Here is a 23346-nt window from a genome sequence, read left to right as displayed (position 1 = left end):
TCAGACTCCCTCGAGCAACGCGTCGAAATCCAGCGAGGAGCGCACGCCGATCGAATCGGCGTGCTCGATGAGGAACGCGTCCGCGGCGCGTCGGCCTTCGTCGCGCAGCATCGTCAGAAAGCTCCACTCGGCGTTCAGTTTCGACGAGTAGCCGAGTTCGGTCATCAGCTCGCTCGAGATCCGATGGATCCGCATCGCCGCCCAATGGCGGCCTTCGTCGCTGCCGGCGTCCGCGGCGCGCCGCAGCAGCGCGATCATGCGCAGCTCTTTCAGCAGCGGCGCGTTGAAGGCGACTTCGTTCAGGCGGCTGATGATGTCGCGCGCGGTGCGTGGTGTTTCATCCCGCACGACGGGATTGACCTGGATCAGCAGCGTATCGCTCGACGTGCATTCGCGTACCAGCGGCGTGATGGTCGGATTCCCGGCGTAGCCGCCGTCCCAGTAGTATTCATCGTCTATCTGCACGGCCTGGAACAGCGTGGGCAGGCAGCCGGAAGCGAGCAGCACGTCGGGCGTCAGGTCGCCATTGCGAAACACACGCGCCTGGCCCGTGCGCACGCGCGTCGCTGTGATGAACAGCTTGATCGGCGCGTCGCGCAGATGCCCGAAATCGATAGAGTCCTGCAGAATCTTCGCCAGCGGATGGACGCCGCGCGGGTTCAGGTCGTACGGAGAAAACATCCGCGCCGCGAGGTCCATCGCGATGAAGAACGGCGAGTAGTCGAGCGTCCAGCGGCCCATCAATACGTCGAACGGGCTGCGGCGAAACGGGCTGTACACCGATGCTTCGAATACTCGCCGCCAGAACGCTTCGAGCGCGGCGCGCGCGCCGGCCGCGCCGCCCACCTGGTAGCCGCTTACCAGCACCGCGGCGTTCATCGCACCAGCCGACGTACCCGATATCCCTTCGATCTGCAGCCACGACTCTTCGAGCAAACGGTCGAGGACGCCCCATGTAAAAGCACCGTGCGAACCGCCACCCTGCAATGCGAGATCGATAAGGGCCGGTTCGCGGCGAGAGGGTTGGTTTTTTCTTGCAGCCAAGACGACTCCCGTGATGAGGAGTGCTCCATTTCGAGCTGACGCCGCATGCGCGGCGGACGAATGAACTGCTGGCCAACGCTTTGAATTACCGAATGACGTGAGGCGTGTTTCAGAGGCGAAGCATCGCACTGCACCATTGGTATTGGAAGTGGCTAGTGATTAAAAGTCAAGCGTATTCGAGGCGCCGCGCGATTGTGGCTGGCAATGCCGGCCAGTCAGGCGGCACAGAGAAAGCCGGTTGGTCACGCCGAGGTCAAAAACAGCGTGTAAGGAGGCCGGCTGGCGCGCCCCGCCGAGGCGCTCACATAATCATGGATAAGCGGAGTATCTTTGCAGGGGGAGCCCGACAATGCGGCGGCAATGAATCAACCCGCATTATCCGTTTTGCGCGTGCCGCTTAAATGCTAATTCGCGCGCGCTTAAACTTCGCTGTTTCGCCTTGCGCTAATTGCCACGGCTTATTGCAATGTAATGTATCGTCTCGGCGGCCGGATACATTACGACATAATTCGACTGATGAACCAGGCTATAAAAGCAGGCATCGTCAAATCACGGAGATCACCATGAGCGCCGGGTTGCTGCAAGGGTCCTGTCACTGCGGGGCCGTCAAGTTCGAAGTTCGCACCGAAATCGTTCCGGCCGGCCGCTGTAACTGCAGCCTGTGCCGCCGCAAGGGCGCGCTGATGACGCCGCCCTTTCCCGCGAGTCAACTGAAGATTCTGAGTGGCGAGGATTCGCTGACGCTGTACCAGTTCAACACGAAGGTCGCGAAACACTACTTCTGCAAGCATTGCGGCATCTATCCTTTTCATCAGACGCGCAGGGATCCGCTGCAATGGCGCGTCAATATCGGCTGCCTCGACGGGGTCGATCCTTATGCGCTCGAAGCCAGCGTGGCCGACGGCGCGAGTCTTTCCGTGCTGGAGGACGCATGAAACGCCTGTTTGCCATCGCCGTGTTCGTCGTGGGCGGCTTCGCGGCGGAACTCGCGCATCCGTTGCAGTGTTCACTGATCCAATCGAGCGGCGTGCAACTCAAACGCCGCGGCGGATAATCCGTCGATGGAAACCTCCGACCACGTACTGATCGTCGACGACGATCGCGGTATCCGCGAACTGCTCGCGGGATATCTCGAGAAAAACGGCGTGCGCGTCACGCTCGCGGCCAATGGCCGCCAGATGCGCGCCGCGCTCGAGAACGGCGCGCCCGACCTGATCGTGCTCGACCTGATGCTGCCCGGGGAAGACGGCCTCGTGCTGTGCCGCGAGCTGCGCGCGGGCAAGTTCCGCGCGGTGCCGATCCTGATGCTGACGGCGCGCAGCGAGGAAGCGGACCGGATCGTCGGGCTCGAAATGGGCGCCGACGATTACCTGACCAAACCGTTCGCCGCACGCGAGCTGCTCGCGCGAATCCGCTCGGTGCTGCGCCGCGCGCGCATGCTGCCGCCCGGCATGGAAGTGACGGAGTCGGCGCCGATGCTGTGCTTCGGCGACTGGCGGCTCGACACGACCGCGCGCCATCTGCTCGACGCGGACGGCACCGAAGTGGCGTTGAGCGGCGCGGAGTACCGTCTGTTGCGCGTGTTTCTCGATCACCCGCAGCGCGTGCTCACGCGCGACCAGCTGCTGAACCTGACCCAGGGACGCCAGGCCGATCCGTTCGACCGCTCGATCGATCTGATGGTGAGCCGCCTGCGTCAGCGCCTGCGCGACGGCGCGCGCGAGCCGCGCTACATCAAGACGCTGCGCAGCGAGGGCTATGTGTTTTCGGCAGCGGTCACCGCGATCGGAGATCCGCAATGAACGTTTCTGCGTCACCGTCGTTGCTGCGCTGGCCGCATTGGCCGCGCACACTGTTCGCGCGGCTCGCGGTGATTCTGTTCGTCGGGCTCGCGCTCGCGCAGGCGCTGTCGTTCTGGCTCACGATGACCGAGCGCGACCAGACGATGACCAACATCATGATGGGCTATATCGAGCGCGAAGTGGCGAGCTCGGTCGCGCTGCTCGATCATCTACCGCCCGACGAGCGCGCCCAGTGGCTGCCGCGGCTTGCGCGGCGCAGCTACGAGTTCGTGCTCGGCGAGGGCGTGGCCGGCGCACCGGTCGATGCAAGCCTGTCGGCGCGCGTCGCGCAATCGATCGGCGACGGCATCGGCACGCGCTATCCGTTGACCGTCAACGCGGTGCCAGGCGATCGCGAGCGTCTGCAGGTGCACTTGAAACTGAGCGACGGCACGCCGCTCACCATCGATCTGCGGCCGATGCCCGGCGCACCGTTGTCGCGCTGGCTGCCGCTCGTGCTGACGCTGCAATTGCTCGTGCTCGGCGCCTGCTGCTGGCTGGCGGTGCGGCTCGCGACGCGCCCGCTCAATCAGCTCGCAGTCGCGGCCGACACGCTCGGCCCCGACCTGAAGGCCGACCGTCTGCCCGAAGCCGGCCCGTCCGAAGTGGCGCGCGCCGCGCGCGCGTTCAACGCGATGCAGGATCGGATCGCCACGTACATGACCGAGCGCATGCAGATTCTCGCGGCGATTTCGCACGATCTGCAGACGCCGATCACGCGCATGCGTCTGCGCGTCGACACGATGGACGACGACAGCGAAGCCGCGAAGCTGCGCCAGGACCTGCAGGAAATGGAGGCGCTGGTCAAGGAAGGGGTCACGTATGCGCGCACGATGCACGGCACGACCGAAGTGCCGCGCCGCATCGATCCCGATGCACTGTTCGATAGCCTCGTCTGCGATTACGTGGACGCCGGTCAGCAAGTGTCGCTGCAGGGCCAGTTCGGCCAGTCGCTGAGGTTGCGTCCACAGGCGTTGAAGCGCATCGTCGGCAATCTGGTCGATAACGCGCTGAGGTATGCCGGCGCCGCGCATATCGAGATCGGCGCGTTGCACGATGGCGAGGCGACCGTGTCGGTGCTCGATCGCGGTCCCGGCATTCCGGCCGAGTCGCTGGAGACGGTGTTCGAGCCGTTCGTGCGACTCGAAGATTCGCGCAATCGTCAAACGGGCGGCACGGGGCTGGGGCTCGCGATCGCGCGGCAACTCGCGCTCGCGATGGACGCGACGCTCACGCTGCACAACCGCGTTGGCGGCGGTCTTGAAGCGCGGCTGACGTTGAGGAAGTTGCGCGAGTCATAGTTGGACCCAATCCCCGCCACAGCGAAAGCGTCATCAGGCTTGGACCATCGATGACTTTCGCGCGTCATCTCGAGCTGTCGCTCAGCTGCTTATCAGTAGTTCTGAGCGACTACATTTTCAGCTCGCTTCAGCGATTCCCCATCATTCGAGAAAACCGCGTTGGTGATGCGACACGTCGCATCATTGTTAAATCATCGATATTGAATGCGATTTATCGATGCGAGCGGCGATAAATTGACAAACGTCAACGGACAGACCATTCTTTTCGTGTGGTGGTTGCAGAGTAACGCGGCTGATCGACAGCAAGATTGGCCGAGAGACACGTTTCGTTCGAATCTGATTACAGATCCGTGTTGGGTCACTAAAAAGGAATCCGAATGGCGTCCACTCCACAAAAGCTTTCAAAAATGCAACTCACCGGGATGGTCGTGGGCGGCATGGTCGGAGCCGGGATATTTTCCCTACCGCGTACCTTCGCCGATGCCACCGGTCCGCTGGGCGCCGTGATCGCATGGCTGATTGCGGGCACGGGCATGTATATGCTGGCGCGCGTGTTTCAGACGCTGGCGGAAAGAAAGCCAGAACTGGACGCCGGCGTGTTTGCGTATGCGAGAGCGGGCTTTGGCGACTATCCGGGCTTTCTTTCCGCATTTGGCTACTGGATCAGCAGTTGTATCGGCAATGTTTCTTACTGGGTGCTGATCAAGTCGACACTCGGCGCATTTTTTCCGGTGTTCGGCGACGGTAATACGGTCGTCGCGATCGTCGTTGCTTCGATCGGCATCTGGCTATTTCATTACATGATCCTGAAAGGCGTGCAGCAGGCGGCCTTCATCAACAGTATTGTTACGGTCGCCAAGATCATTCCGATCCTGGTGTTCATTCTGATCCTGTTGTTCGGCTTTCGGATGGATCTGTTCCAGGCCAACCTGTACGGCGGCGGTCTCGAAGGCAATATCTTCGAGCAGGTGCGGGCCACGATGCTGGTCACCGTGTTCGTGTTTATCGGCATCGAAGGGGCGAGCGTTTATTCCCGTTATGCAAAGAAGCGCTCCGACGTCGGGCAATCGACGATATTCGGCTTCATCGTCGTCTCCTCGCTGATGGTGCTCGTGACGATGCTGCCTTATGCGGTGCTCGAGCGCGTGGACATTGCGGCGATGCGGCAGCCGTCGATGTCTGCGGTGCTCGAAGCGGTGGTCGGTCACTGGGGCGCCGTTTTCGTCAGCATAGGTCTGCTGATTTCGGTGCTCGGCGCTTATCTGGCCTGGTCGTTGATCTGCGCCGAAGTGTTGTTCTCGGCGGCGAGAACCGAAGACATGCCTGCGATCTTCGGCAAGGAAAACATCAACAAGACGCCGGCTAATGCATTGTGGCTGACCAACATCGTGGTGCAGTTGCTCGTCATCAGCACGTACTTCTCGCGCGACGCATTCGCGCTGATGTTGAATCTGACGAGCGCGATGTCGTTGATTCCGTACCTGCTCGTCGCGCTGTTCGGATGCATGAACGCGAATCGCGGCGACGGTTACGACCTTCGCGCCGACGAGCGCCGGCGCGACCTGATCATGGCCGCGATCGCCGTGATCTATACCGCATTCATGATCTTCGCGGGCGGCCTGAAATTCATTCTGCTTGCCGCGGTGCTGTACGCGCCCGGCACAGCTCTTTATTTTTGGGCGCGACGAGAGCAGAGCAAGAACGTTTTCATCGTTTCCGATTGGTTCATCTTTACCGTCATCGTCATTGGCGCGATCATCGGCATCTACGCCCTCGTAACCGGAAGGATCACAATCTAACGACATCAGATTGAACAGAGCGGGTCACCACTGATATTCAGGAGGTCATCATGGCGAACACGGACGCGAAAGCGGGTGAATTGGGCGTCTACTCGGAAGTCGGGCAGCTGCGCAAAGTGATGGTCTGCGCACCGGGGCTCGCGCATCAGCGTCTTACCCCGAGCAATTGCGATGAACTGCTGTTCGACGACGTACTGTGGGTCGAGAACGCGAAGCGCGACCACTTCGACTTCGTCACGAAGATGCGCGACCGTGGCGTCGAAGTGGTGGAGATGCACAATCTGCTCTCCGAAACGGTCGCGGTGCACGAAGGCAAGAAATGGATTCTGGACAACCAGGTGGTGCCGAACCAGGTCGGCCTCGGCTTTATCGATGAATTGAGAAGCTATCTGGAAGGGCTCGACAATCGCAAGCTGGCCGAAACGCTGATTGGCGGGCTATCCACGCACGACTTCCCGGAAGCGCACGGCGGCAAGGCGCTGGAAGTTGCGAAGGAAGCGGCGGGCGGTACCGAATATCTGCTGCCGCCGTTGCCGAACACGCTGTACACGCGCGACACGACCTGCTGGATCTATGGCGGCGTCACGCTGAATGCGCTGTACTGGCCGGCCCGTCACGAAGAGACGATCCTGACCACGGCGATCTACAAGTTCCACCCCGACTTCGCGGGCAAGGTCAACGTGTGGTGGGGCGATCCGACCCAGGATCACGGTCTCGCCACGCTGGAAGGCGGCGACGTGATGCCGATCGGCAAGGGCGTCGTGCTGATCGGCATGAGCGAGCGCACTTCGCGTCAGGCCATCAGTCAACTGGCGGCAACGCTGTTCAAGAAGGGCGCGGCCGAGCGCGTGATCGTCGCGGCGATGCCGAAGATTCGCGCGGCGATGCACCTCGATACAGTGTTCACGTTCGCCGATCGCGATTGCGTGCTGGTGGCCCCGGACTTCATGGCGAAGACGCGCACCTATTCGTATCGGCCGAGCAGTCATCCGAGTGGCGTCGAATTGCACGCCGAAAACAAGCCGTTCACCGATGTCGTCGCCGAGGCGCTCGGGCTCAAGCATCTGCGCGTAGTCGAGGCGGGCGGCAGCGACTATCAGCGCGAGCGCACGCAGTGGGATAGCGGTGCGAACCTCGTGTGCGCGGCGCCGGGCGTCGTCTATGCATACGACCGCAACACGTACACGAACACGCTTTTGCGCAAGCAGGGCATCGAGGTGATTACGATCGTCGGTGCGGAGCTGGGCCGTGGACGTGGCGGCGGTCACTGCATGACCTGCCCGATCATTCGCGATGCGGTCGACTATTGATCAGCCAGGCGGTCCGGCTTGAAGTCGAACTTCCTTTTACTATACTTTTTAACGACTTAGAGGCAGGCCTGAAATATCGAATTTGGCATCTCGCGATTTGCAAGGATTACGTTCGATAGACCAGCGATCGCTGCAATGAAGTTCGAGTTAATGAATCTGCGAGTAGCTGGACGATTACTTTTCACGTCAATCACGTGAATGCCCGGAGCTTTCTTCCACCGCACGGAGGTTCGAACATGAATAATCGCTTTGTTGCGCAACTCGTCGCCTTGTCGTTTGCCGGGGTGTCGGCGTTCGCGATTGCGGCTGGACCGCAGCCGCAGGACGAGGGCGGCCAGATGGCCGGTACTGGCCGTCAGCAGGTGATGCCGTCGATTCCGCATCGTGACTGGCATAAAGGCCAACGTGTGCCGGCCGAATACCGTCATTACAATTTCATGATGGATGACTGGCGCGGACACGGCCTCAATGCGCCGCCGCGCGGGCATAAATGGCTAGGCGTCAATGGCGATTATGTGCTCGTAACGACGAACAACTGGACCATCTCCGACATCGTTGCCGGAAACGAGTAATGCTTCATCCTGATGCCCAGGTAATCCGGCGACCAGGATTTAGCGCTGGGTCCTGGGCATTTCCTTGACACGACATCATCTCGTCATGGTCGCTATTGATTCACTGTTGCGTATCGTATAGCCGGTCAGGAACGAACAATGCAGTCATGCCGCTCAAAAAGAACACCGCGCCGACCACAAGAAAGCCGAGTCCGATCGAGAACTGCGTCGCGATAAAACCAATGACGATCGGCGCCGCCCCCGAACAGAAGCGCCCGAGGTTATACGAGCCGCCCACCGCGGTGCCCCGCACCGACGTCGCGAAACTCTCGGACATGAACGTGCCGATCGTGCCGAGCGGCACGCCGTACAGAAAGCCGAAGAAAAGCATCAGCGTAGAAATGTTGTCGCGCGTGTGCCAGAAAATGATCACGGGCAGAAACAGCGCCGCACCGATGCAGCCGAGCACGTACACGCCGCGCCGGCTCCAGCGATCACCGAGCCAGCCCGCGAAGATCTTACCGATGAAGGCGACCACGTACGTGCCGATCATATAGCCGGTCAGCGAACTGAACTTGATGTGCAGTTCTTTCTCGAGGTACGTCGGCAGCCAGTTGTTCAGACCGTAAAAGCCGGACAGCACGAAGATCGACGCGAAGGTCCACAGAATGAACATCGTGCGTGCCTGGCGGTCGCGGAAAATCTGCGCGTAGCGATTGTCGACGAGTCGCGTCTTGTTCGCGCGGTCGGCGGCCCGGCTCGCGAGCCATGCGGCCGGTTCGGGAACCGCGAACTTGATCGCGAACGCGAGCAGCACCGGCACGGCCGACACGTAGTACAGCGTGCGCCAGCCGTACTGCGGCAGGATCCAGCTGCTGAGCGCGATCACGACGATATAGCCGGCCGAAATGCCGGTTTGCAGCATGCCGAGCACCAGCGAGCGCCGCTCGGTCGGCACGTATTCGGCCACCAGCGTGGTGACCAGCACCATGCAGCCGATGCCGAGCGAACTGATGAAGCGCACCGCCGCGAATTCGAAGAAGCTGTGCGTGAACCCGAGCATCCCCGCGCCGAGTGAGAACAGCGCGAGCGCCCACGCGACGACGCGCACGCGGCCCAGACGATCGCTCGCCCACCCGCCGGCGATACCGCCGATCGCCATGCCGAGCAAGGTCAGACTACCGAGCGCGCCCGCTTCGACGTTGGTCAGCCCGAAGTCGTCCTTGATGCGCGACAGGGTCAGGCCGTACATCATGACGTCGGCGCCATCGGCGATCAGCGCGAGGTAGCCGAGCACGAAGACCAGCACCCAGCGGCCTTGCGAGACGGCCGGATGGGGCACGGCTTGATAGTGTTGCAGATCGGATGGTGTTTTCATGAATGCGCGACGCAAGCGGGGGATTGCGTACCCTGTTTGATGAGAGCGGGGGCAAGGAAGGCGCCGATCAGCAGGCCCATGCTTTCATGGCGGCTGGTGTACCAGCCTTCCTCGTGCGTCAGGTTCATCGTACCGATGCACACGCCGTCATAGGCGATCGGGATGTTCAGGATCGAGCCGAGACCCATACCTATCATCACTGCGTGATCGTCGAAGGCCTCGCGAATCCCTTTCGACGTGGCGGCGCGAAACGGCTTCAGCTCCTGGAGTATCTGCCGCGCCCAGGCGGTGCCTTGCTTCCTTTTGCGGCCGCCCAGTGGATAGACGTCCGGCATGTTCGTGTAGACCCGTTCGACCTCGTGTCGCTGCGCATCGTAGGACATGATCGTAATCAGGCTCAGGCCTATCGCCTTTGCCGCCACCGCGTGAACCGCGCGGAACAGCTCAAGTGGCTGGCCTTTCACGCGCATCGCCAGCGCGAGGCGTTCGAGGTCCGCGATATCCAGCATCTGCGTATCGTGCGGTGCGGATTCGGTCAGGTTGCCTTGCATCGTTTGCATCGCGTTTGGATCGGGAAATGTAAAGAGTCGCAGTGCGATTCAGCCGTGCATGCGGGTGGAGTTCAACTGGCCTCGCGCGTCGTGAGCCGGTTCGAGTTCGCTCGCTTCGATATCTTCGAGCGAGCGGTTGCGCGTTTCGATGCCGAGGAAGAACACCACGCATGCGCCGATCACCAGCACCGTCGTGGTCATCGCGAACACGCCGAGAAAGCCGAACAGCGGATAAACGAGCCCGACGAGAATCGGCGCGCTGACCGAGCCGATGCGGCCGAACGATGACGACGAACCCGTGCCCGTGGTGCGCACCGCGGTCGGAAACACTTCCGGCGTATAAGCGTAGACACCGGCGAATGCGCCGTTCATGAAGAACGACAGCGCGATGCCCGCGGTCATGATCTGTATGCCGGTGTGAGAAAACGCTAGCGTGATCGCAGCGATCCCGCCGAGCAGCATGTAGGAAGCGACCACCGCCTTGCGCCCGATCTTCTCGTTGAGCCACGCGGCCGAGAAGTAGCCGGGAATCTGCGCGCCATAGATCGCGATCGAATAGCCGAAGCTCTTCGTCATCGTCAGTCCTTCCTTGACCAGCAGGCTCGGGATCCACGAGAAGAACGAGTAGTACGCGAACGCAACCGAGAACCACATCAGCCAACTGACCGTGGTCGTGCGCGCGAGTCGCGGCGACCACAGCGCGAGCACGTTGCGCCACGCGTTGCCGCGCTTGGGCGTCGAGGCCGGCGTGGGCACCGCGTGAAGCGCGTTGGCCGCGCTCACGGGAGCAAGCGCAATGCCGCGCTCGACGAACGCCGCCTCGATGCGGCCGACGATGCCGTTCGCCTCGGCCGCGCGGCCCTGGCTTTCGAGCCAGCGCGGCGATTCGGGCAGCGTGCGGCGCCACCACAGCAGCATCACGACGGGCAGCGACGTGATCACCGCCAGATAGCGCCAGCCGTCGGCGAAGTTGCGCACCACCGCGAAGCCGAGAATCGACGAGGTCAGATAGCCGAACGACATGAAGCCGACCAGCGCGCCGCAGAAAATGCCGCGATAGCGGCGCGGCACGAACTCGGCGAGAAACGGCGCGATCACGACGGTCTCCGCGCCCGAACCGAAACCCGCGACGACGCGCAATGCGAAGAACGTGTGCCAGTCTTGCGCGGTTGCGCTCGCGAGCGACGCGACGCAATAGATGGCGAGCGCGCTCATCATGATGCGGCGTCGGCCGATCACGTCGGCGAGCACACCCGACAGGAACGCGCCGAAAAAATAGCCGATGTAGGTGCTGCTCGCGACCAGTCCGGTCTGCGCGCTCGTCAATTGCCACAGCTTGCTGACGACCGGCAGCAGGAACGCGAGCGACGACGAATCGAGTCCGTCGAACATGTACCCGAGCCCGCCGATCAGCAGCAGTCTGCGGTGAAAGCTCGATAGGGGAAGTCTTTCAAGACGGGCAGCGACGGCGGACACGGCAACTTCTCCTGAGGAAATCGCGCGACGAGGTCGCGCGTTCTGTGCTGATGGCCGCTTCGGGCCGCTTATCGACCGATCGCGTAAGCCTGCATCTGACGCGGCGTGGCCGCGCCGCGCATCAAACCATTGCGGATCGCGACCGCGCAGACCCGGCCGAGCGCCCACGGCTCCGCGACAGTGAGATCGTGGCCGCGCGCGCGCAGTTCGGCGAGCGTGCTGTCCGGAAAGCGCGACTCGGCGGACATCTTGCCGAGCTGCATCGCGCGCGGATAGAACGAGCCGGGAAAGTGCGCGGTCTGGAACGACGGCGCATCGGCCGCGGCCTGGAAGTTCATGCCGCCATGCACGTGCTTGAGGAACAGTTGCAGCGACCACTGATCCTGCTGGTCGCCACCCGGCGTGCCGAAGGCTGCGTACGGCTTGCCGTCGCGCGTGACGAGGGTCGGCGACAGCGTGGTGCGCGGGCGGCGGCCCGGGCCGAGTGACGAAGGCAGGCCTTCTTCCATCCAGAACATCTGCGCGCGAGTAGTCACGTTGAAGCCGAGACCCGGCACCGCCGGCGATGCCTGCAGCCAGCCCCCCGACGGCGTAGCCGACACCATGTTGCCCCAGCGGTCGACCACGTCGAGATGCACGGTGTCGCCGCGCAATTCGGGCAGTGGAGCGAAGGTCGGCTCACCCTGACCGAAGCCGCCGGCCTGCTCGCGCCCGGCGTTCGCGACGATGCGCGCGGCGCGTTGTTCGCTGTCGCCGAGCAGCCCGGGGCGGAATTCGAACGACGCGCGGCGCGGATCGACGAGGCGACGCCGCTCGCCGTTGTATGCGTCGCTGAGCAGCAGGTCCATCGGCACATGGGAAAACGCCGGGTCGCCGTAGAACACTTCGCGATCGGCGAATGCGAGCTTGGAGCACTCGATCACCGTGTGCACGAAATCGGGTCCGAGGGGGTCCATCGCGCCGAGATCGAAGCCCTTCAGAAGCGCGAGCTGCTGCAGGAACATCGGGCCCTGGCCCCACGGGCCGGTTTTGTGCACGCGCATGCCCGCGTAGTCGTACGACACCGGGTCTTCGTAGGTCGGCTGCCAGCGCGCGAGGTCGCCCGCATCGAGCAGGCCGCTGTTGCGCAGGCCCGAGGTGTCGAGCACGGCGGTCGAACGGAAGTACTGGTCGATCGCGTCGGCGACGAAGCCGCGATAGAAGGCATCGCGCGCGCGTTCGCACTGCTCAGCGCGATCGCTGCGTGTGTTCGCCTCGCGCAGGACGCGCTTGTAGGTTTCGGCGATCGCGGGATTCGCGAACAACTGGTTCGGCATCGGCGCCTCGCCGTTGCGCAGCCATTGCTCGGCGGAGGTCGTCCATTCGGTGCGAAAGAACTCCTGAATCGCGAGAATCGACGATGCCATGCGCGGCAGCACCGGATAGCCGTTTTCCGCGTAGCCGATCGCATAGCTCAGCACGTCTTCGAGCGGCAACTGGCCATAGTCGCGCAGCAGCACCATCCACGCGCCGAACGCGCCCGGCACGACCGCGGGCAGCAGGCCCGTGCCCGGCACCACGTCGAGGCCCATCTTGCGCATCCGCTCGATGGTCATGCGCGCGGGCGTCACGCCCTGTCCGCACAGCACGCGCACGCGTTCTTCGCGCGCACTGTAGAACACCACCGGCAGTTCGCCACCCGGACCGTTCAGATGCGGCTCGACGATCTGCAGGACGAAGCCGGCGGCAGCGGCGGCGTCGAACGCATTGCCGCCTTTTTCGAGGACCGCCATCGCCGATGCGCTCGCGAGCCAGTGCGTCGAGGCCACCATGCCGAAGGTGCCGATCAGTTCTGGACGGGTTGTAAACGACATGCGCGACTCCTTGGCGACGACGGCTCCGAACGGTCGAACCAATATTTAATGGTTGGACTGGAGAAAATGAAAGCGTAAGTCTAACGAAGCCGGGTTGCACCCGGTGTTGACCCGCGAGTTGCGAGCTAGTATAGCGAATCAAAAATCACCGGGTGCTGCCGTGTCAAGTCGCTGCGATTCTGGTATCGTTGAGACCAATACAAATTGGTTCACGGAATGACATGGAAAAACCGGTACTGGGTGTGCTGCTCGACTACATCGCCGACCATCAGTTGAAGGACGGTGACGCGCTGCCGCCCGAACGAAAGCTCGCCGAAGAACTGGACGTGAGCCGCCGCGAGTTGCGCGCGGCGCTCGCTTCACTCGAGGCGTCGGGGCGCGTTTGGCGCGGCGTTGGCCGCGGCACCTATCTGGGCGCGCGGCCGCTGAAGTTTGCGCCGACGCTGCGCGGCTTGCGCGCCGGTACGAGTCCCGCGGATATCGCGGAAATGCGGCTGCTGTTCGAGCCGGCGCTGGCCGCGCTGGCCGCTACGAAAGCGAGTGGGGACGATCTGCAGGAACTGGAGAAATGCGCACGCAAAAATGCCGCCGCGAAAAACGACGAAGAGTGGCAGCAATGGGATCATCGTTTTCATTTGCTGATCGGACATGCCACGCGTAATCCCGCGTTGATCGCTTTGATGGAGGTGATCAATGGCATGCGGGTGAAGCCGGAGGTTCGCGAGAAAACGTCCGCGCAGGAGACGCGGCAGTTTTTCGCACAACAGCATCAGGTGATCGTCAATGCGCTGAAAGCGCGCGATGCGGACGCGGCCGCGCAATGCATGCGCGAGCATCTGCTGAGTGTGCAGTGGCGTGCATCGGCGAAGATCGATGCAGCGGCGCCACGGCGTGCGTGAGGTTGCCGTGGCGCCGCGCACTGGTTAAGCGATGGCGGAGTTTTACTGCGCAAGCTTCCGGTTCAACCGGCGCATGCCGTCGAAGACCGCATCGGCCACGTCCAGCGGAAAATCGGGGGGCAGTCGCGACGAGACGGTATCGATCACCGTCTCCGTTTGCGCGCTCAACTGATCGATCAGCGCATCGACATCGGTGGCGGAAAAGCCCACGCGCTGTCCTTCTGCGACCCAATGCCGGCGCTGGATCTGATTGAGCAGGTAGTGGACGTTCTTGCCGCGAACCGCCATCGCCAGTTTTACTTTTTGCGCCGCGAGACGTCCCGCACCGCTGCCGATGATCGGATGCGCGGACAGCACGTCGTAGAGCGGCGTGGCTTCGTAGCGATTGCCGGGCAGATGCGCGATGCTGAAGTTCTTCGCGTGGCCATCGGTCGCGGCGAGCAGCCAGAAAACCAACTGCGTCGCGAAGAAGTTGCGGCGGTCCGTCGTCGCGCGGGCGGAGCCCGCGAGTATCTCCATGATGGCCTCGATGCCCGGTCCGCCGTCGGACTCGTACTTGTGCAGCGCCGACGTACCAGTGGCCTGGCACATGTCCTCTTGCGGCAGACGCACGATCCACGTGGCGTCGCTCGACAAACGTCGATCGAAGCGCTCGACGATCAATACCTTCTGTTCGTCGAATCGCGCGATTTCGCAACGCGCGACCGGGAGCCCGTAAGCCTCGACGATCTGCGAGCACAGCCATTCGTTTTCCACCGACGTGCGCATATCGGCGCGCATGTTGCCGACGAGCCCGAGCGGCAGCTTGAAGATGTGCGTGGTCGGCGTGCTGCCTTCGGGCAGCAGCCAGCGGTTGTGATGACGGAGCAGCGCGGTTTTTTCCTGCGCACCGGCGATCGACAGACGCAGGTCTTCGAGCGGATCGTGCTGCCCGAGCGGCGCCGCCGTCGTCGTGCCGCGCAGCAGCGCCGCGATGTCGCTGTCGCTGAGTTCGCGGCCGTGGATGCTCGTCAGGTCGCTCGGCTCTTCGTCCGGCGGCAGCAGTTGCAGAGCGCCGACGCAGTCGCGTCCGAGCGTGGTGAGCAACGCAAACGGCGCGGTGCTGCCGGTCCGGTAGCGCGCGGCGATGCGGCGCCGGATCGGTTCACTGTCGGGCAGCAGATTGTCGAAATAGTCGGCGACGATCTGGCCGCGATACGGTTGATTGCCTGGTGTGAACGGCAGCGACAGCGATAGCGGGCGTCCTTGCGGATCGTCAATCCATTCGTCGGCATAGGTCAGACGTTCGGCGCTGCGTGCCGTTTCCCAGGCGCCGACCCGCAGGCCGTTCATCCATAGGTTCAGACGGTTCGGTGTGCTGCGCGCCATGCTTACCAGTCCTCCCGTTTCTTGCTCGTGCTGGCCGCTTTGGTTGCCTTGGCGGGCTTGACCGCTTTGGGCTTTTGGGCGGTGCTGGCGGATTTGGCCGCTTTGGCGCTGGTGCCCGATGCCTGGGCTGCGGCGCGGTCGCTGGCCTCGCCGGGCGATGTCGTCGCCGCGCGCTGCGCCGCAGCTTGCGCGCGCGTGGCGCGTATGGCGTTGCCTTTTGCTGCGGCTGGCGGCGCGTCTTCCACGGCCACGCTTTGCGTCGATCCGCTCGGCGTGAGCTTCAGATCGACCTGCAAGACCCGTAACACCCTGAAGAGCCGTTCGACGCTGACGGCCGAGGGATTCGCTTCGAGTTGCGCGTAGGTCTGTTGGGTGACGCCGAGATGGGCGGCCATCGCGGTTTGAGTGAGCCCGGCGGCCTTCCTGAAGCCCTGCAGGATTGGTCTGAGCTGGCTCAGTGTCTTGATCGCGTAGTCCACGGTGGATCTCCGGTTCGGCTGCGGCGGCGTAACAGGTCAAAACCTGTAAATTGCGGATACAGTCTATACCCTGTATTTCGTAAATACAAGCTAAAGACTGTTGATGGTGAGCGCGGAATCATTTGAAACGCTGTCCCCTTCACGCTAGCCATCACGCAACTAACGGTCAATCGCGCGCCGCCACCCCCTGCGCTGCTGCGCAGCCAACCGCCGCAGGCAAGGTGTGATCGACCGGAGCCCCGTTAGCCGGCAGACGACGGCCTGGGATCCGCTGGTCACCGATGAAGATGATGAACAAACGCATCAATAGAAAATCGCATGTAATGCCAGAACAAGCGTCTCGAACGTAAATCGACAGATTCACATCGTTTTCAATTAATGCGATCCAATCAGGAAGACGAACATTCACGAAAGGAAGAAGAAACCGTGCTCGGATTGCGTGGATAGAACACTGAATAGCCATCGATAAAAATCGCTAGCAATATCGCCAGCGCCCAATCGAGCGCAGGAAAACCGATGAATGTTGACGCGCATTGCATCGCACTCGTTTCGCTCGTCGAATGAAATTGACACAAATTTCACGCGGCGTGCATCGAGCGGAAATGAGCTTGGAAATTGCAGAAAAGGCTGTAGACTCTATAGCGTGTGTTACGCGGCGATGCCAACGCGATTCCAATCGTTGCGCGCACACAGCATGTGTGCAAATCACTCCAATCCGTCACGAGATTTTCTGCCATCAAGGTGTCTATTCGCTGACACGACTCAACGCTAATAGAACCTGAACCGGCGAACCACGCCGACCGATGAACCTGAAAGGAGAATCGACGAGACCCACGGACCACTCTTCCAAATAACGCGATCGACACCGCCGGATGCGGTCGCCGGCCGGCCGCTGGAGAACATAACTTCCCTGGAGTATGTGATGGCAAGCAAACCACAATGGCGAACGCTGTTATCTGTGACTTTTCTGTCGCTGGCAATGATGGGCAACGTCGCGCGTGCGGAAAACATTCCAATCGTCACGGGCCAGCAATGGATGCAGTCGACCGACGAGCAGAAGAAAGCGTATCTGGTCGGTATCTCGAACGTGATCGACATCGAGCGCGCCTATGCCGGCAACACGGCGAACAGCAATGACATCGCGCAGCGCTTCGGCAAGGGCATGCAAGGCCAGACACTCGACAGCGTGCGTCAAGGCCTCGACAGCTACTACGCGGCCAATCCCACGATGATCCAGCATCCGGTGATCGAGACCCTCTGGTTCCAGATGGTCGTGCCCGGCCTGAAGAAAAATCAATAAGGAGAACGATCATGAAACGACTTGGGTGGATCGTCAGTATTGGCGCGCTGGCTGCGATGGTCGGTTGCACGGACATGAGCCCGCGGACGCAGGGAACGATAGGCGGCGCGGCACTCGGCGCGGGCGCCGGTGCGGGCATCGCGGCGATCTCTGGCGGCGACGCGTGGACCGGCGCGATTATCGGCGGCGCGGCGGGCGGCGTGGCCGGCAATATCCGCGGCCGTTAGTCATTGCCAGCGAGCAGGCAGGCCGGGGGCGCGACACGGATTGCGTCCCGGCTTTTCGTTATTGACGCGCACGGCCCGATGATGTGGCCTTGATGGGCAGCACATAGGCGTCGGGCGAAGCGAGCTCGGAAGCGTCGCTGAAGGAACTCTTCTTGCAATCATTCGCGCCTGGCATATCTTGCCTCTCCGGCATGCCGCGCCAATCATCCGGTCATACACAGTCTTCGTCGATGCAGCGCCGCGCGCTCGGACGACAAAGTTTGAACCGCTGATTAAAAGCCCTTAGGATATCCACACCGGAAGCCGTCGCGGTGACGGCATGCGCACACCACGCAGAGAGCAGCCTGCGCGCGGTGCAACCTTCATCTCATCAAGAGAACACGAATGCTGCGCACGTCGCTGAAGGTAATAAAGATAAGTGCATGGGTTCTGGTGCTGCTGGCGGTGCTCGCATTGGGACTACGTGCGTGGTATTCGCAGCGCGGGCCAGAGCTGTCGGTATGGCACACCTATGTGCCGCGCGAAATGACCGTCGAAGAAATGAACACCGCCGACTGGAACGCTTACATCAAGGCGGAAAACCGGATTTTCGAAGCCGTGCGCGTCAATGTCGTCGATAAGATCCGGCCGTCCGAGCGCATCGCGGCGAACCGTTATTACGAGGGCTCGCCGATCTTTCCGTGGAATTTCGCCGAAAACTGGAATCGCTCGTACATTCTCGAACCGTCGGGCCCACCCGTCGGTGCGGTCGTGCTGCTGCACGGCATGACGGATGCGCCGTACAGCATGCGGCATATCGCGCGTCGATATCGCGATCGCGGTTTCGTCGCGATCGGCATCCGCTTGCCGGGACATGGCACGGTGCCGGCGGGGCTCACCGACGTGCACTGGAAGGACTGGACCGCGGCCACGCGGCTCGCGGTACGCGAAGCGCGACGTCGCGTGGGGCCGGACAAGCCGATCGAGTTGGTCGGGTTTTCGAACGGCGGCGCGCTCGCGCTGCAATATGCGCTCGACGCGATCGAAAATCCCGCGCTCGCGCGTCCGACGCGCGTCGTGCTGATCTCGCCGATGATCGGCGTTACGCGCTACGCGCGCTTTGCCGGTCTCGCCGGATTGCCCGCGGTGCTGCCGGCCTTCGCGCGCGCCGCGTGGCTCGGCATCGTGCCGGAGTTCAACCCGTTCAAGTACAACTCGTTTCCTGTAAATGGCGCGCGGCAGTCCTATCTCCTCACGAGCGTGATTCAGGAACAGATTGCGCGCCTCGAGCGCGAGAACCGGCTCGATTCGTTGCCGCCTATTCTGACGTTCCAGTCGGTGACGGATTTTACGGTCAGCACGCCGGCGGTGATGTCGTTGCTCTACGACAAGCTGCCTGAGAACGGCAGCGAAGTCGTGCTGTTCGACGTGAACCGCAGCGTGCGTTTCAGGACCTTCCTACGCAACGCGTCGTACACAGCGCTCTCGCGACTGCTGCGCATCGGTCCGCAGAACTATCGCACGACGGTGATCGCCAACGTGTCGCCGGATTCGGCGCATACCGTCGAGCGCAGCGTTTATGCGGGAGAAGTGCAAAAACGCGAGAAGCCGCTGGACATCGATTATCCACAGGATATTTTCTCGTTGTCGCACGTGGCGATTCCTTTCCCGATCACCGACGCACTGTACGGCATCGCGCCGGACGATTCGGAGAACTTCAACGAGAACCTCGGCACGCTCGCGCCGCGCGGCGAACGCGGCACGCTGATTCTGACGCTCGATTCGATGTTCCGCATCGCGTCGAATCCGTTCTTCCCGTATCTGCTGCAGCGGATCGACGAAGGCATCGGCAAAATGCCGCCGCCGGTGGTCAAGTCACCGCCGCGCACGCACGAAACGGCGGGCGGTCCACCCGACGATTTCGCGGCAGACCTGAACGCGCTCGAGGAGGCCGGCTCGGACGAGCCTTGAGGTGTGGATCGCCATCCGCTTTTCCGCGCGAGGACCGACGTTACGGCTGATACGACGAATCGACGATCGTCCACAGCGCCGCTTTCGGCTTCAGGTTCGCATCGAACGGCAGCGGCAGGTTGTTGCGCGGCACCGGCGCCGACGTCAGCCACGTGTGCTTGTCCGAGTAGCCCCAGAACGTCACCGCCTTGATGCTTGGCTCCTGCTCGAATAGGGCGAACACCGCGCGATAACGCTCGGCCTGCGCACGCATGACGTCGTTCGGAACCGGATGGCCGAGGTCTGGCAGACACGCATGCGGATTGCTCCAGCATTCTCCCGGATCGGCATAGAGGCTCACGTCGAGCTCGGTTACCTGGTTTTCGAGGCCTAGCGCGGCGACATCGTCGAATGCCTGCTTGATGTTCGGCAGTGGCGGCCAGTTCACGCTGATGTGCATCTGATGCCCGACACCGTCGATCGGCACCCCCTGCGCTCGCAAGTCGCGAATCACGGCGACCAGCTTTGCGCGCTTGCGCGGATCGTCGGTGTTGTACTCGTTGATATAGAGCTTCACGTCCGGGTCCGCCGCGCGCGCCGCGCGGAACGCGATCGCGATGTAGTCCTTGCCGAGAGCGCGATACCACGGACTGTCTTCGCGATAGACCTGATGCGGATCATCGCTGATCACTTCGTTGACGACGTCCCACGCATAAACCTTGCCTCGGAACTGTGTGACGACGTCGGTTATATATCGATCGAGCCGCTTCACGACGATGTCGCGATAGTGCGGATCTTTCGGATCGCCCGCGAAGAACCAGTCCGGCGCCTCGGTCCAGCCGTCGGCCTTGAAGTGCCACACGAGCGTATGGCCGCGCACCGCAATGCCGTGCGCCCGAGCGAACGCGACGATCCTGTCGGCCGGCTCGAAGTCGTACTTGCCTTCCGCGACGCCGATCGTGCCCGGCTTCATCTTGTTCTCGGCGGTCAGGCTCGAGAACTGAGCGGCGACCAGCGTCGCGTCGGCGCGGCTGTCGATCGAATCAGGTTCGATCGCCGCGCCGACCTTGAAGTGCGCGGCCATCACACTGCGCAGAGGCGGCAGCGTTTCGGCGGGCGCCGCGGCGAGCGGCGGGCCGTCATGAGCGACGGCCGCCTGGTCGAGCGCGCAGCTTGCGGTCCATGTGAGCGTACAAATGGTGGCGGCTGCGCAGAGCATGCGCATCGAGGTCCTTAGAGGACGCACTCCTGGTCTCCTGTGGAAATGCCGGTTCGCGGCTGCTTTTCTAACTAATTGTAACGTTATCGGTAACAGTGGGATGTTAAGCAGCGTCACTTGTCCCCGCTATGAGGGATTTACCCGACAGATCAATGTGATGACGAAAGGTAGATGAGCGTCGAGTCGACCGGTTTGACCCGGCGCGGGATGAAAGCGCTTTCAGGTTGGGGTGCACAAACCGGCCGCGCGGCTGACCGTGCGAAACAGGGCGCCCGTCATCCAATCCAACTGGCTGGCGGAACAGGAAAACCGAATCCCTTCAACGCGCGGGGTCTGCTTCAATCGTCGTCCGCGCGCCGCGATTCAGTTCGATCTCAATGCCCGTTCAACGAGCCACCGTCGGGCGTGAGCCGGTTGTCCACCGAGGTGACACCGGGCACCGACATCGCAGCCCGTTCGGCACGCGCGACATGCTCCCGCTCGGGCACAAATCCGAGCAGCATGATTTGCCCGGAGTGGGCAAAGACAAACACATGTGACATCCCGACGCCGCTGTGCGCCTCCGCAACCCGCACGCTATGAGCGAGTTGTTGGTCGGTGGCTTGCGAATCCTGGGCATAGGCAACCGGCGCGATTGCGCCTGATATCAGCAACGCGAGCGTAGAAACAAGGGTTGTTTTCACGATACCTCCTTATTAGCACCAAGGTGTGCCGGCAAAATCCGCCGGCAAATCTTCCGGTCCGACTCAATGCGAGGCCTCGGAAGTGCATTGGACAAAACCCCTCTTTCACTGCTTGCGTCGCGGTTATCGCGATTGCGCGTCGAGGTTTGGCCAGTTTGGGGCGTTGGGCGGTCAAGCCGTCGCCCGCAGAAAAGTTCGCAAGGGCAGCGTGTTCGAGCGGGACGCCGCAGGCGCGGCGTGGCGGGGAACAGCGAGAGCCGAGGGATGGGAGCTGGTTGGAGCGTTCGTGAGGGAGCGCGAGAGCCAGACGGATGCGCTGACAATCCCGCACTCAGCCTGCAATGCGGCTGAGCCCGGCTCGTTGCCCGGCATCGTATGCATTGATGATAGTCGCTAATGTCCGCCGCTGCTGACTGCTCCGACGCCGGTTCGTCAAGCGCAAACCGTCAATGCACGCGAGCCGGGTCGTTGCATCTTCGCAACAACAAGCGCGACATTTTTCTTGCATTTGAGTGCGCTTTCCTTGTTAAGCGAGCGCTGAGCGACGCGCGAGACGGGTTTGCGCGTCGTCTCGGTTCGTGAATTCAAACGGAGTTCCGACGCTTGTGACCATCAGGTAATGGTCACAAAGCAGAGTGCTACTGCGGGATCGGGTGGCGCGCAACTGTTATCGATAACAGCGTTTTCCCTGAGCCGTTAGTTCGATGCGCGGCGCAAGGTCATCCCTATAATCGCCTCGAAATGTGATGCGGATACGACGCGAACATTTCGGCAAGAGGGGAAACGTGTGAGAACGCGTGCGTCCTGTGCGGCTTGGAGACGCCAAAATATATATAGGATATCTAAATGAAGAAGAAGCTTATTGCTGTGGCTGTGATGGCAGCCGCGACGACGGTGGCTCATGCGCAGAGCAGCGTCACCCTGTACGGCCGTATCGACAACGGCATCCAGTTTGAAACCGGCCTTCCGGGCGGCCACCAGTGGTCAGCCCAAAGCGGCGATTGGGGTTGCTCGTGGTTCGGCCTCATCGGTTCCGAAGATCTCGGCGGCGGCACGAAGACGATCTTCCAGTTGGAGGGTCAGCTCAATACGATGACTGGCGCATCGGCGGGCAATCTGTTCGGCCGCCACGCAACGGTGGGCTTTACGAACGACAGCTGGGGTCTGTTCAAGATCGGTAACCTCGGCGCCGGCGAACTGGCGCAGGACAGCTGGGGCACCGACCCGCAGGTGATGCAGCGCTACGCGATCTCGACCCTGGTGCGCGGCCGTAACTGGACGAGCACCAGCAACGGCGCGGAGTACAACTCGCCGGTGCTGTTCGGCGGCCTCGTGCTGAAGGGCCAGTATTCGCTGACCAACAACACGAGCTGGAACTCGGCGCCGGTCAACGCGGCGGGCGTGCCGACCGGCCAGGGTCGTACGAATGCGGTTGAGGGTATCTACACGTGGGGCTCGGGCGACTTCCGGGTGATCTACGACGAAGTGCGCGGCGCCAACGGCACGTTCAATAACGTGTACTCCGCTTCGCGCTACGTTCTCGCGGGCGGTACGTACGTGCTCGGTCCGGTCAAGCTGTACGCTGGCTACCAGCACCTGAGCGCGCCTGACGCAACCAACGCGAGCATGGGCGTGACCAATGCGTCGCAGCCGCTCGGCGTGAGCGCGCCGACCAGCGTGAACCACGAATGGTTTGGCGCCGCATGGCAGGTCACGGCACCCACGCTGTTGACGGCCGCGGTCTACCACGCGAACGCGAACAACGGGAACGGCAACGCGACGCTGTTCACGCTCGCCGGCACGTACGCGCTGTCGAAGCGCACGTTCCTGTACACGGAAGCGGGCTATGTGCACAACAGCTCGACGTCGAACCTGAACCTCGGCAACGGGCCGTACGGCAACAACAACTTCAATCCGGTGACGGGCACGTCGTCGAACAGCAACCCGAACTATGGTCAAAGCCAGACCGGTGTCTTCGCCGGGATCATGCATTCGTTCTGAGTTGAGGTTGCCTGATCAGCAATCGTAGTGATCTCTTTGTTTCAAGGACTGTTTCTTTCTCTTTCATAGAGAGGCCGGTGCGACGCCTCCTCCACCCTCGTCGCATCGGCTGCTTTTTCGATTTCCTCATCGGACGG

At 62.2% G+C, this 23346-nt stretch carries 22 protein-coding genes; 12 read left to right on the top strand and 10 right to left on the bottom strand.

Going from position 1 to position 23346, the window contains the following annotated elements; translation table 11 throughout:
* Nucleotides 1–1044, bottom strand: a complete 1044-nt coding sequence (locus tag AB3X95_RS12395) for a patatin-like phospholipase family protein (RefSeq protein ID WP_368621452.1) — start codon at nucleotides 1042–1044, stop codon at nucleotides 1–3.
* A gap of 563 nt (nucleotides 1045–1607) precedes the next feature.
* On the opposite strand from AB3X95_RS12395, the gene AB3X95_RS12390 reads away from it, so the two are divergent.
* From AB3X95_RS12390 to AB3X95_RS12360, 7 genes are all read left to right on the top strand, one after another.
* Nucleotides 1608–1979 carry a GFA family protein gene (locus AB3X95_RS12390; protein WP_176121520.1) on the top strand — a complete coding sequence of 124 codons (372 nt, stop codon included), beginning with the start codon at nucleotides 1608–1610 and terminating at the stop codon, nucleotides 1977–1979.
* Complete coding sequence (locus tag AB3X95_RS12385; RefSeq protein ID WP_260332259.1) at nucleotides 1976–2098, top strand: hypothetical protein; 123 nt, start codon at nucleotides 1976–1978, stop codon at nucleotides 2096–2098. Before AB3X95_RS12390 ends, AB3X95_RS12385 begins: the two co-directional genes overlap by 4 nt.
* Before the next feature lie 7 nt (nucleotides 2099–2105).
* Nucleotides 2106–2846 (top strand): response regulator, encoded by a 741-nt coding sequence (locus AB3X95_RS12380; protein WP_176111560.1) that lies wholly within the window; start codon nucleotides 2106–2108, stop codon nucleotides 2844–2846.
* Nucleotides 2843–4186, top strand: a complete 1344-nt coding sequence (locus tag AB3X95_RS12375) for an ATP-binding protein (protein ID WP_176121521.1) — start codon at nucleotides 2843–2845, stop codon at nucleotides 4184–4186. The genes AB3X95_RS12380 and AB3X95_RS12375 overlap by 4 nt, the downstream gene beginning before the upstream one ends.
* Before the next feature lie 377 nt (nucleotides 4187–4563).
* Complete coding sequence (locus tag AB3X95_RS12370) at nucleotides 4564–5985, top strand: basic amino acid/polyamine antiporter (RefSeq protein ID WP_368621451.1); 1422 nt, start codon at nucleotides 4564–4566, stop codon at nucleotides 5983–5985.
* A 50-nt stretch (nucleotides 5986–6035) separates the two neighbouring features.
* Nucleotides 6036–7295 (top strand): arginine deiminase, encoded by a 1260-nt coding sequence (gene arcA / locus AB3X95_RS12365; RefSeq protein WP_176111563.1) that lies wholly within the window; start codon nucleotides 6036–6038, stop codon nucleotides 7293–7295.
* A 236-nt stretch (nucleotides 7296–7531) separates the two neighbouring features.
* Nucleotides 7532–7867: an RcnB family protein gene (locus AB3X95_RS12360; protein WP_176121523.1), complete on the top strand. Its 336-nt coding sequence runs from the start codon at nucleotides 7532–7534 to the stop codon at nucleotides 7865–7867.
* Between the two features lie 100 nt (nucleotides 7868–7967).
* Here the strand turns inward: AB3X95_RS12360 and AB3X95_RS12355 are convergent, their stop codons facing one another.
* From AB3X95_RS12355 to AB3X95_RS12340, 4 genes are all read right to left on the bottom strand, one after another.
* Nucleotides 7968–9224 (bottom strand): MFS transporter, encoded by a 1257-nt coding sequence (locus tag AB3X95_RS12355; RefSeq protein ID WP_368621450.1) that lies wholly within the window; start codon nucleotides 9222–9224, stop codon nucleotides 7968–7970.
* Complete coding sequence (locus AB3X95_RS12350) at nucleotides 9221–9784, bottom strand: GAF domain-containing protein (protein ID WP_184227013.1); 564 nt, start codon at nucleotides 9782–9784, stop codon at nucleotides 9221–9223. The genes AB3X95_RS12355 and AB3X95_RS12350 overlap by 4 nt, the downstream gene beginning before the upstream one ends.
* Nucleotides 9785–9823: 39 nt before the next feature.
* Nucleotides 9824–11251 carry an MFS transporter gene (locus tag AB3X95_RS12345; protein WP_176121526.1) on the bottom strand — a complete coding sequence of 476 codons (1428 nt, stop codon included), beginning with the start codon at nucleotides 11249–11251 and terminating at the stop codon, nucleotides 9824–9826.
* A gap of 68 nt (nucleotides 11252–11319) precedes the next feature.
* Nucleotides 11320–13104: a gamma-glutamyltransferase family protein gene (locus tag AB3X95_RS12340; protein ID WP_368621449.1), complete on the bottom strand. Its 1785-nt coding sequence runs from the start codon at nucleotides 13102–13104 to the stop codon at nucleotides 11320–11322.
* Between the two features lie 221 nt (nucleotides 13105–13325).
* On the opposite strand from AB3X95_RS12340, the gene AB3X95_RS12335 reads away from it, so the two are divergent.
* On the top strand, nucleotides 13326–14003 hold the full coding sequence (locus AB3X95_RS12335) for a FadR/GntR family transcriptional regulator (RefSeq protein ID WP_176365339.1): 678 nt from the start codon (nucleotides 13326–13328) through the stop codon (nucleotides 14001–14003).
* Between the two features lie 42 nt (nucleotides 14004–14045).
* Here the strand turns inward: AB3X95_RS12335 and AB3X95_RS12330 are convergent, their stop codons facing one another.
* The 3 genes from AB3X95_RS12330 to AB3X95_RS12320 form a co-directional block, all read right to left on the bottom strand.
* Nucleotides 14046–15371, bottom strand: a complete 1326-nt coding sequence (locus AB3X95_RS12330; protein ID WP_176365340.1) for a type II toxin-antitoxin system HipA family toxin — start codon at nucleotides 15369–15371, stop codon at nucleotides 14046–14048.
* 2 nt (nucleotides 15372–15373) lie between these two features.
* Nucleotides 15374–15850, bottom strand: coding sequence for a helix-turn-helix transcriptional regulator (locus AB3X95_RS12325; protein WP_176365341.1), 477 nt, complete (start codon nucleotides 15848–15850; stop codon nucleotides 15374–15376).
* A gap of 166 nt (nucleotides 15851–16016) precedes the next feature.
* A complete protein-coding gene (locus tag AB3X95_RS12320; protein ID WP_176365342.1) occupies nucleotides 16017–16313 on the bottom strand; it encodes a hypothetical protein in 297 nt (98 codons plus the stop codon).
* Between the two features lie 459 nt (nucleotides 16314–16772).
* On the opposite strand from AB3X95_RS12320, the gene AB3X95_RS12315 reads away from it, so the two are divergent.
* The 3 genes from AB3X95_RS12315 to AB3X95_RS12305 all read left to right on the top strand — a co-directional run bounded on the left by AB3X95_RS12315 (nucleotide 16773) and on the right by AB3X95_RS12305 (nucleotide 19327).
* Nucleotides 16773–17150, top strand: a complete 378-nt coding sequence (locus AB3X95_RS12315; RefSeq protein ID WP_176121532.1) for a hypothetical protein — start codon at nucleotides 16773–16775, stop codon at nucleotides 17148–17150.
* A gap of 11 nt (nucleotides 17151–17161) precedes the next feature.
* Nucleotides 17162–17377, top strand: coding sequence for a hypothetical protein (locus tag AB3X95_RS12310; RefSeq protein ID WP_368621448.1), 216 nt, complete (start codon nucleotides 17162–17164; stop codon nucleotides 17375–17377).
* A gap of 384 nt (nucleotides 17378–17761) precedes the next feature.
* Complete coding sequence (locus AB3X95_RS12305) at nucleotides 17762–19327, top strand: carboxylesterase (RefSeq protein WP_176365343.1); 1566 nt, start codon at nucleotides 17762–17764, stop codon at nucleotides 19325–19327.
* A 40-nt stretch (nucleotides 19328–19367) separates the two neighbouring features.
* Here AB3X95_RS12305 and AB3X95_RS12300 read toward each other — a convergent pair whose 3' ends face one another.
* Nucleotides 19368–20552 (bottom strand): endo-1,4-beta-xylanase, encoded by a 1185-nt coding sequence (locus AB3X95_RS12300; RefSeq protein ID WP_368621447.1) that lies wholly within the window; start codon nucleotides 20550–20552, stop codon nucleotides 19368–19370.
* A gap of 347 nt (nucleotides 20553–20899) precedes the next feature.
* Complete coding sequence (locus AB3X95_RS12295; protein WP_176121534.1) at nucleotides 20900–21208, bottom strand: BON domain-containing protein; 309 nt, start codon at nucleotides 21206–21208, stop codon at nucleotides 20900–20902.
* 846 nt (nucleotides 21209–22054) lie between these two features.
* Between AB3X95_RS12295 and AB3X95_RS12290 the strand changes: the two genes are divergently transcribed.
* Nucleotides 22055–23209 carry a porin gene (locus tag AB3X95_RS12290; RefSeq protein WP_176365344.1) on the top strand — a complete coding sequence of 385 codons (1155 nt, stop codon included), beginning with the start codon at nucleotides 22055–22057 and terminating at the stop codon, nucleotides 23207–23209.
* Nucleotides 23210–23346 lie beyond the last annotated feature (137 nt).

It is taken from the genome of Paraburkholderia sp. BR13444, assembly GCF_040948755.1.
Lineage (GTDB): Bacteria > Pseudomonadota > Gammaproteobacteria > Burkholderiales > Burkholderiaceae > Paraburkholderia > Paraburkholderia youngii.
Note: the sequence above shows the minus strand (reverse complement) of the source record. Positions and strands in the feature narration are given on the sequence as shown.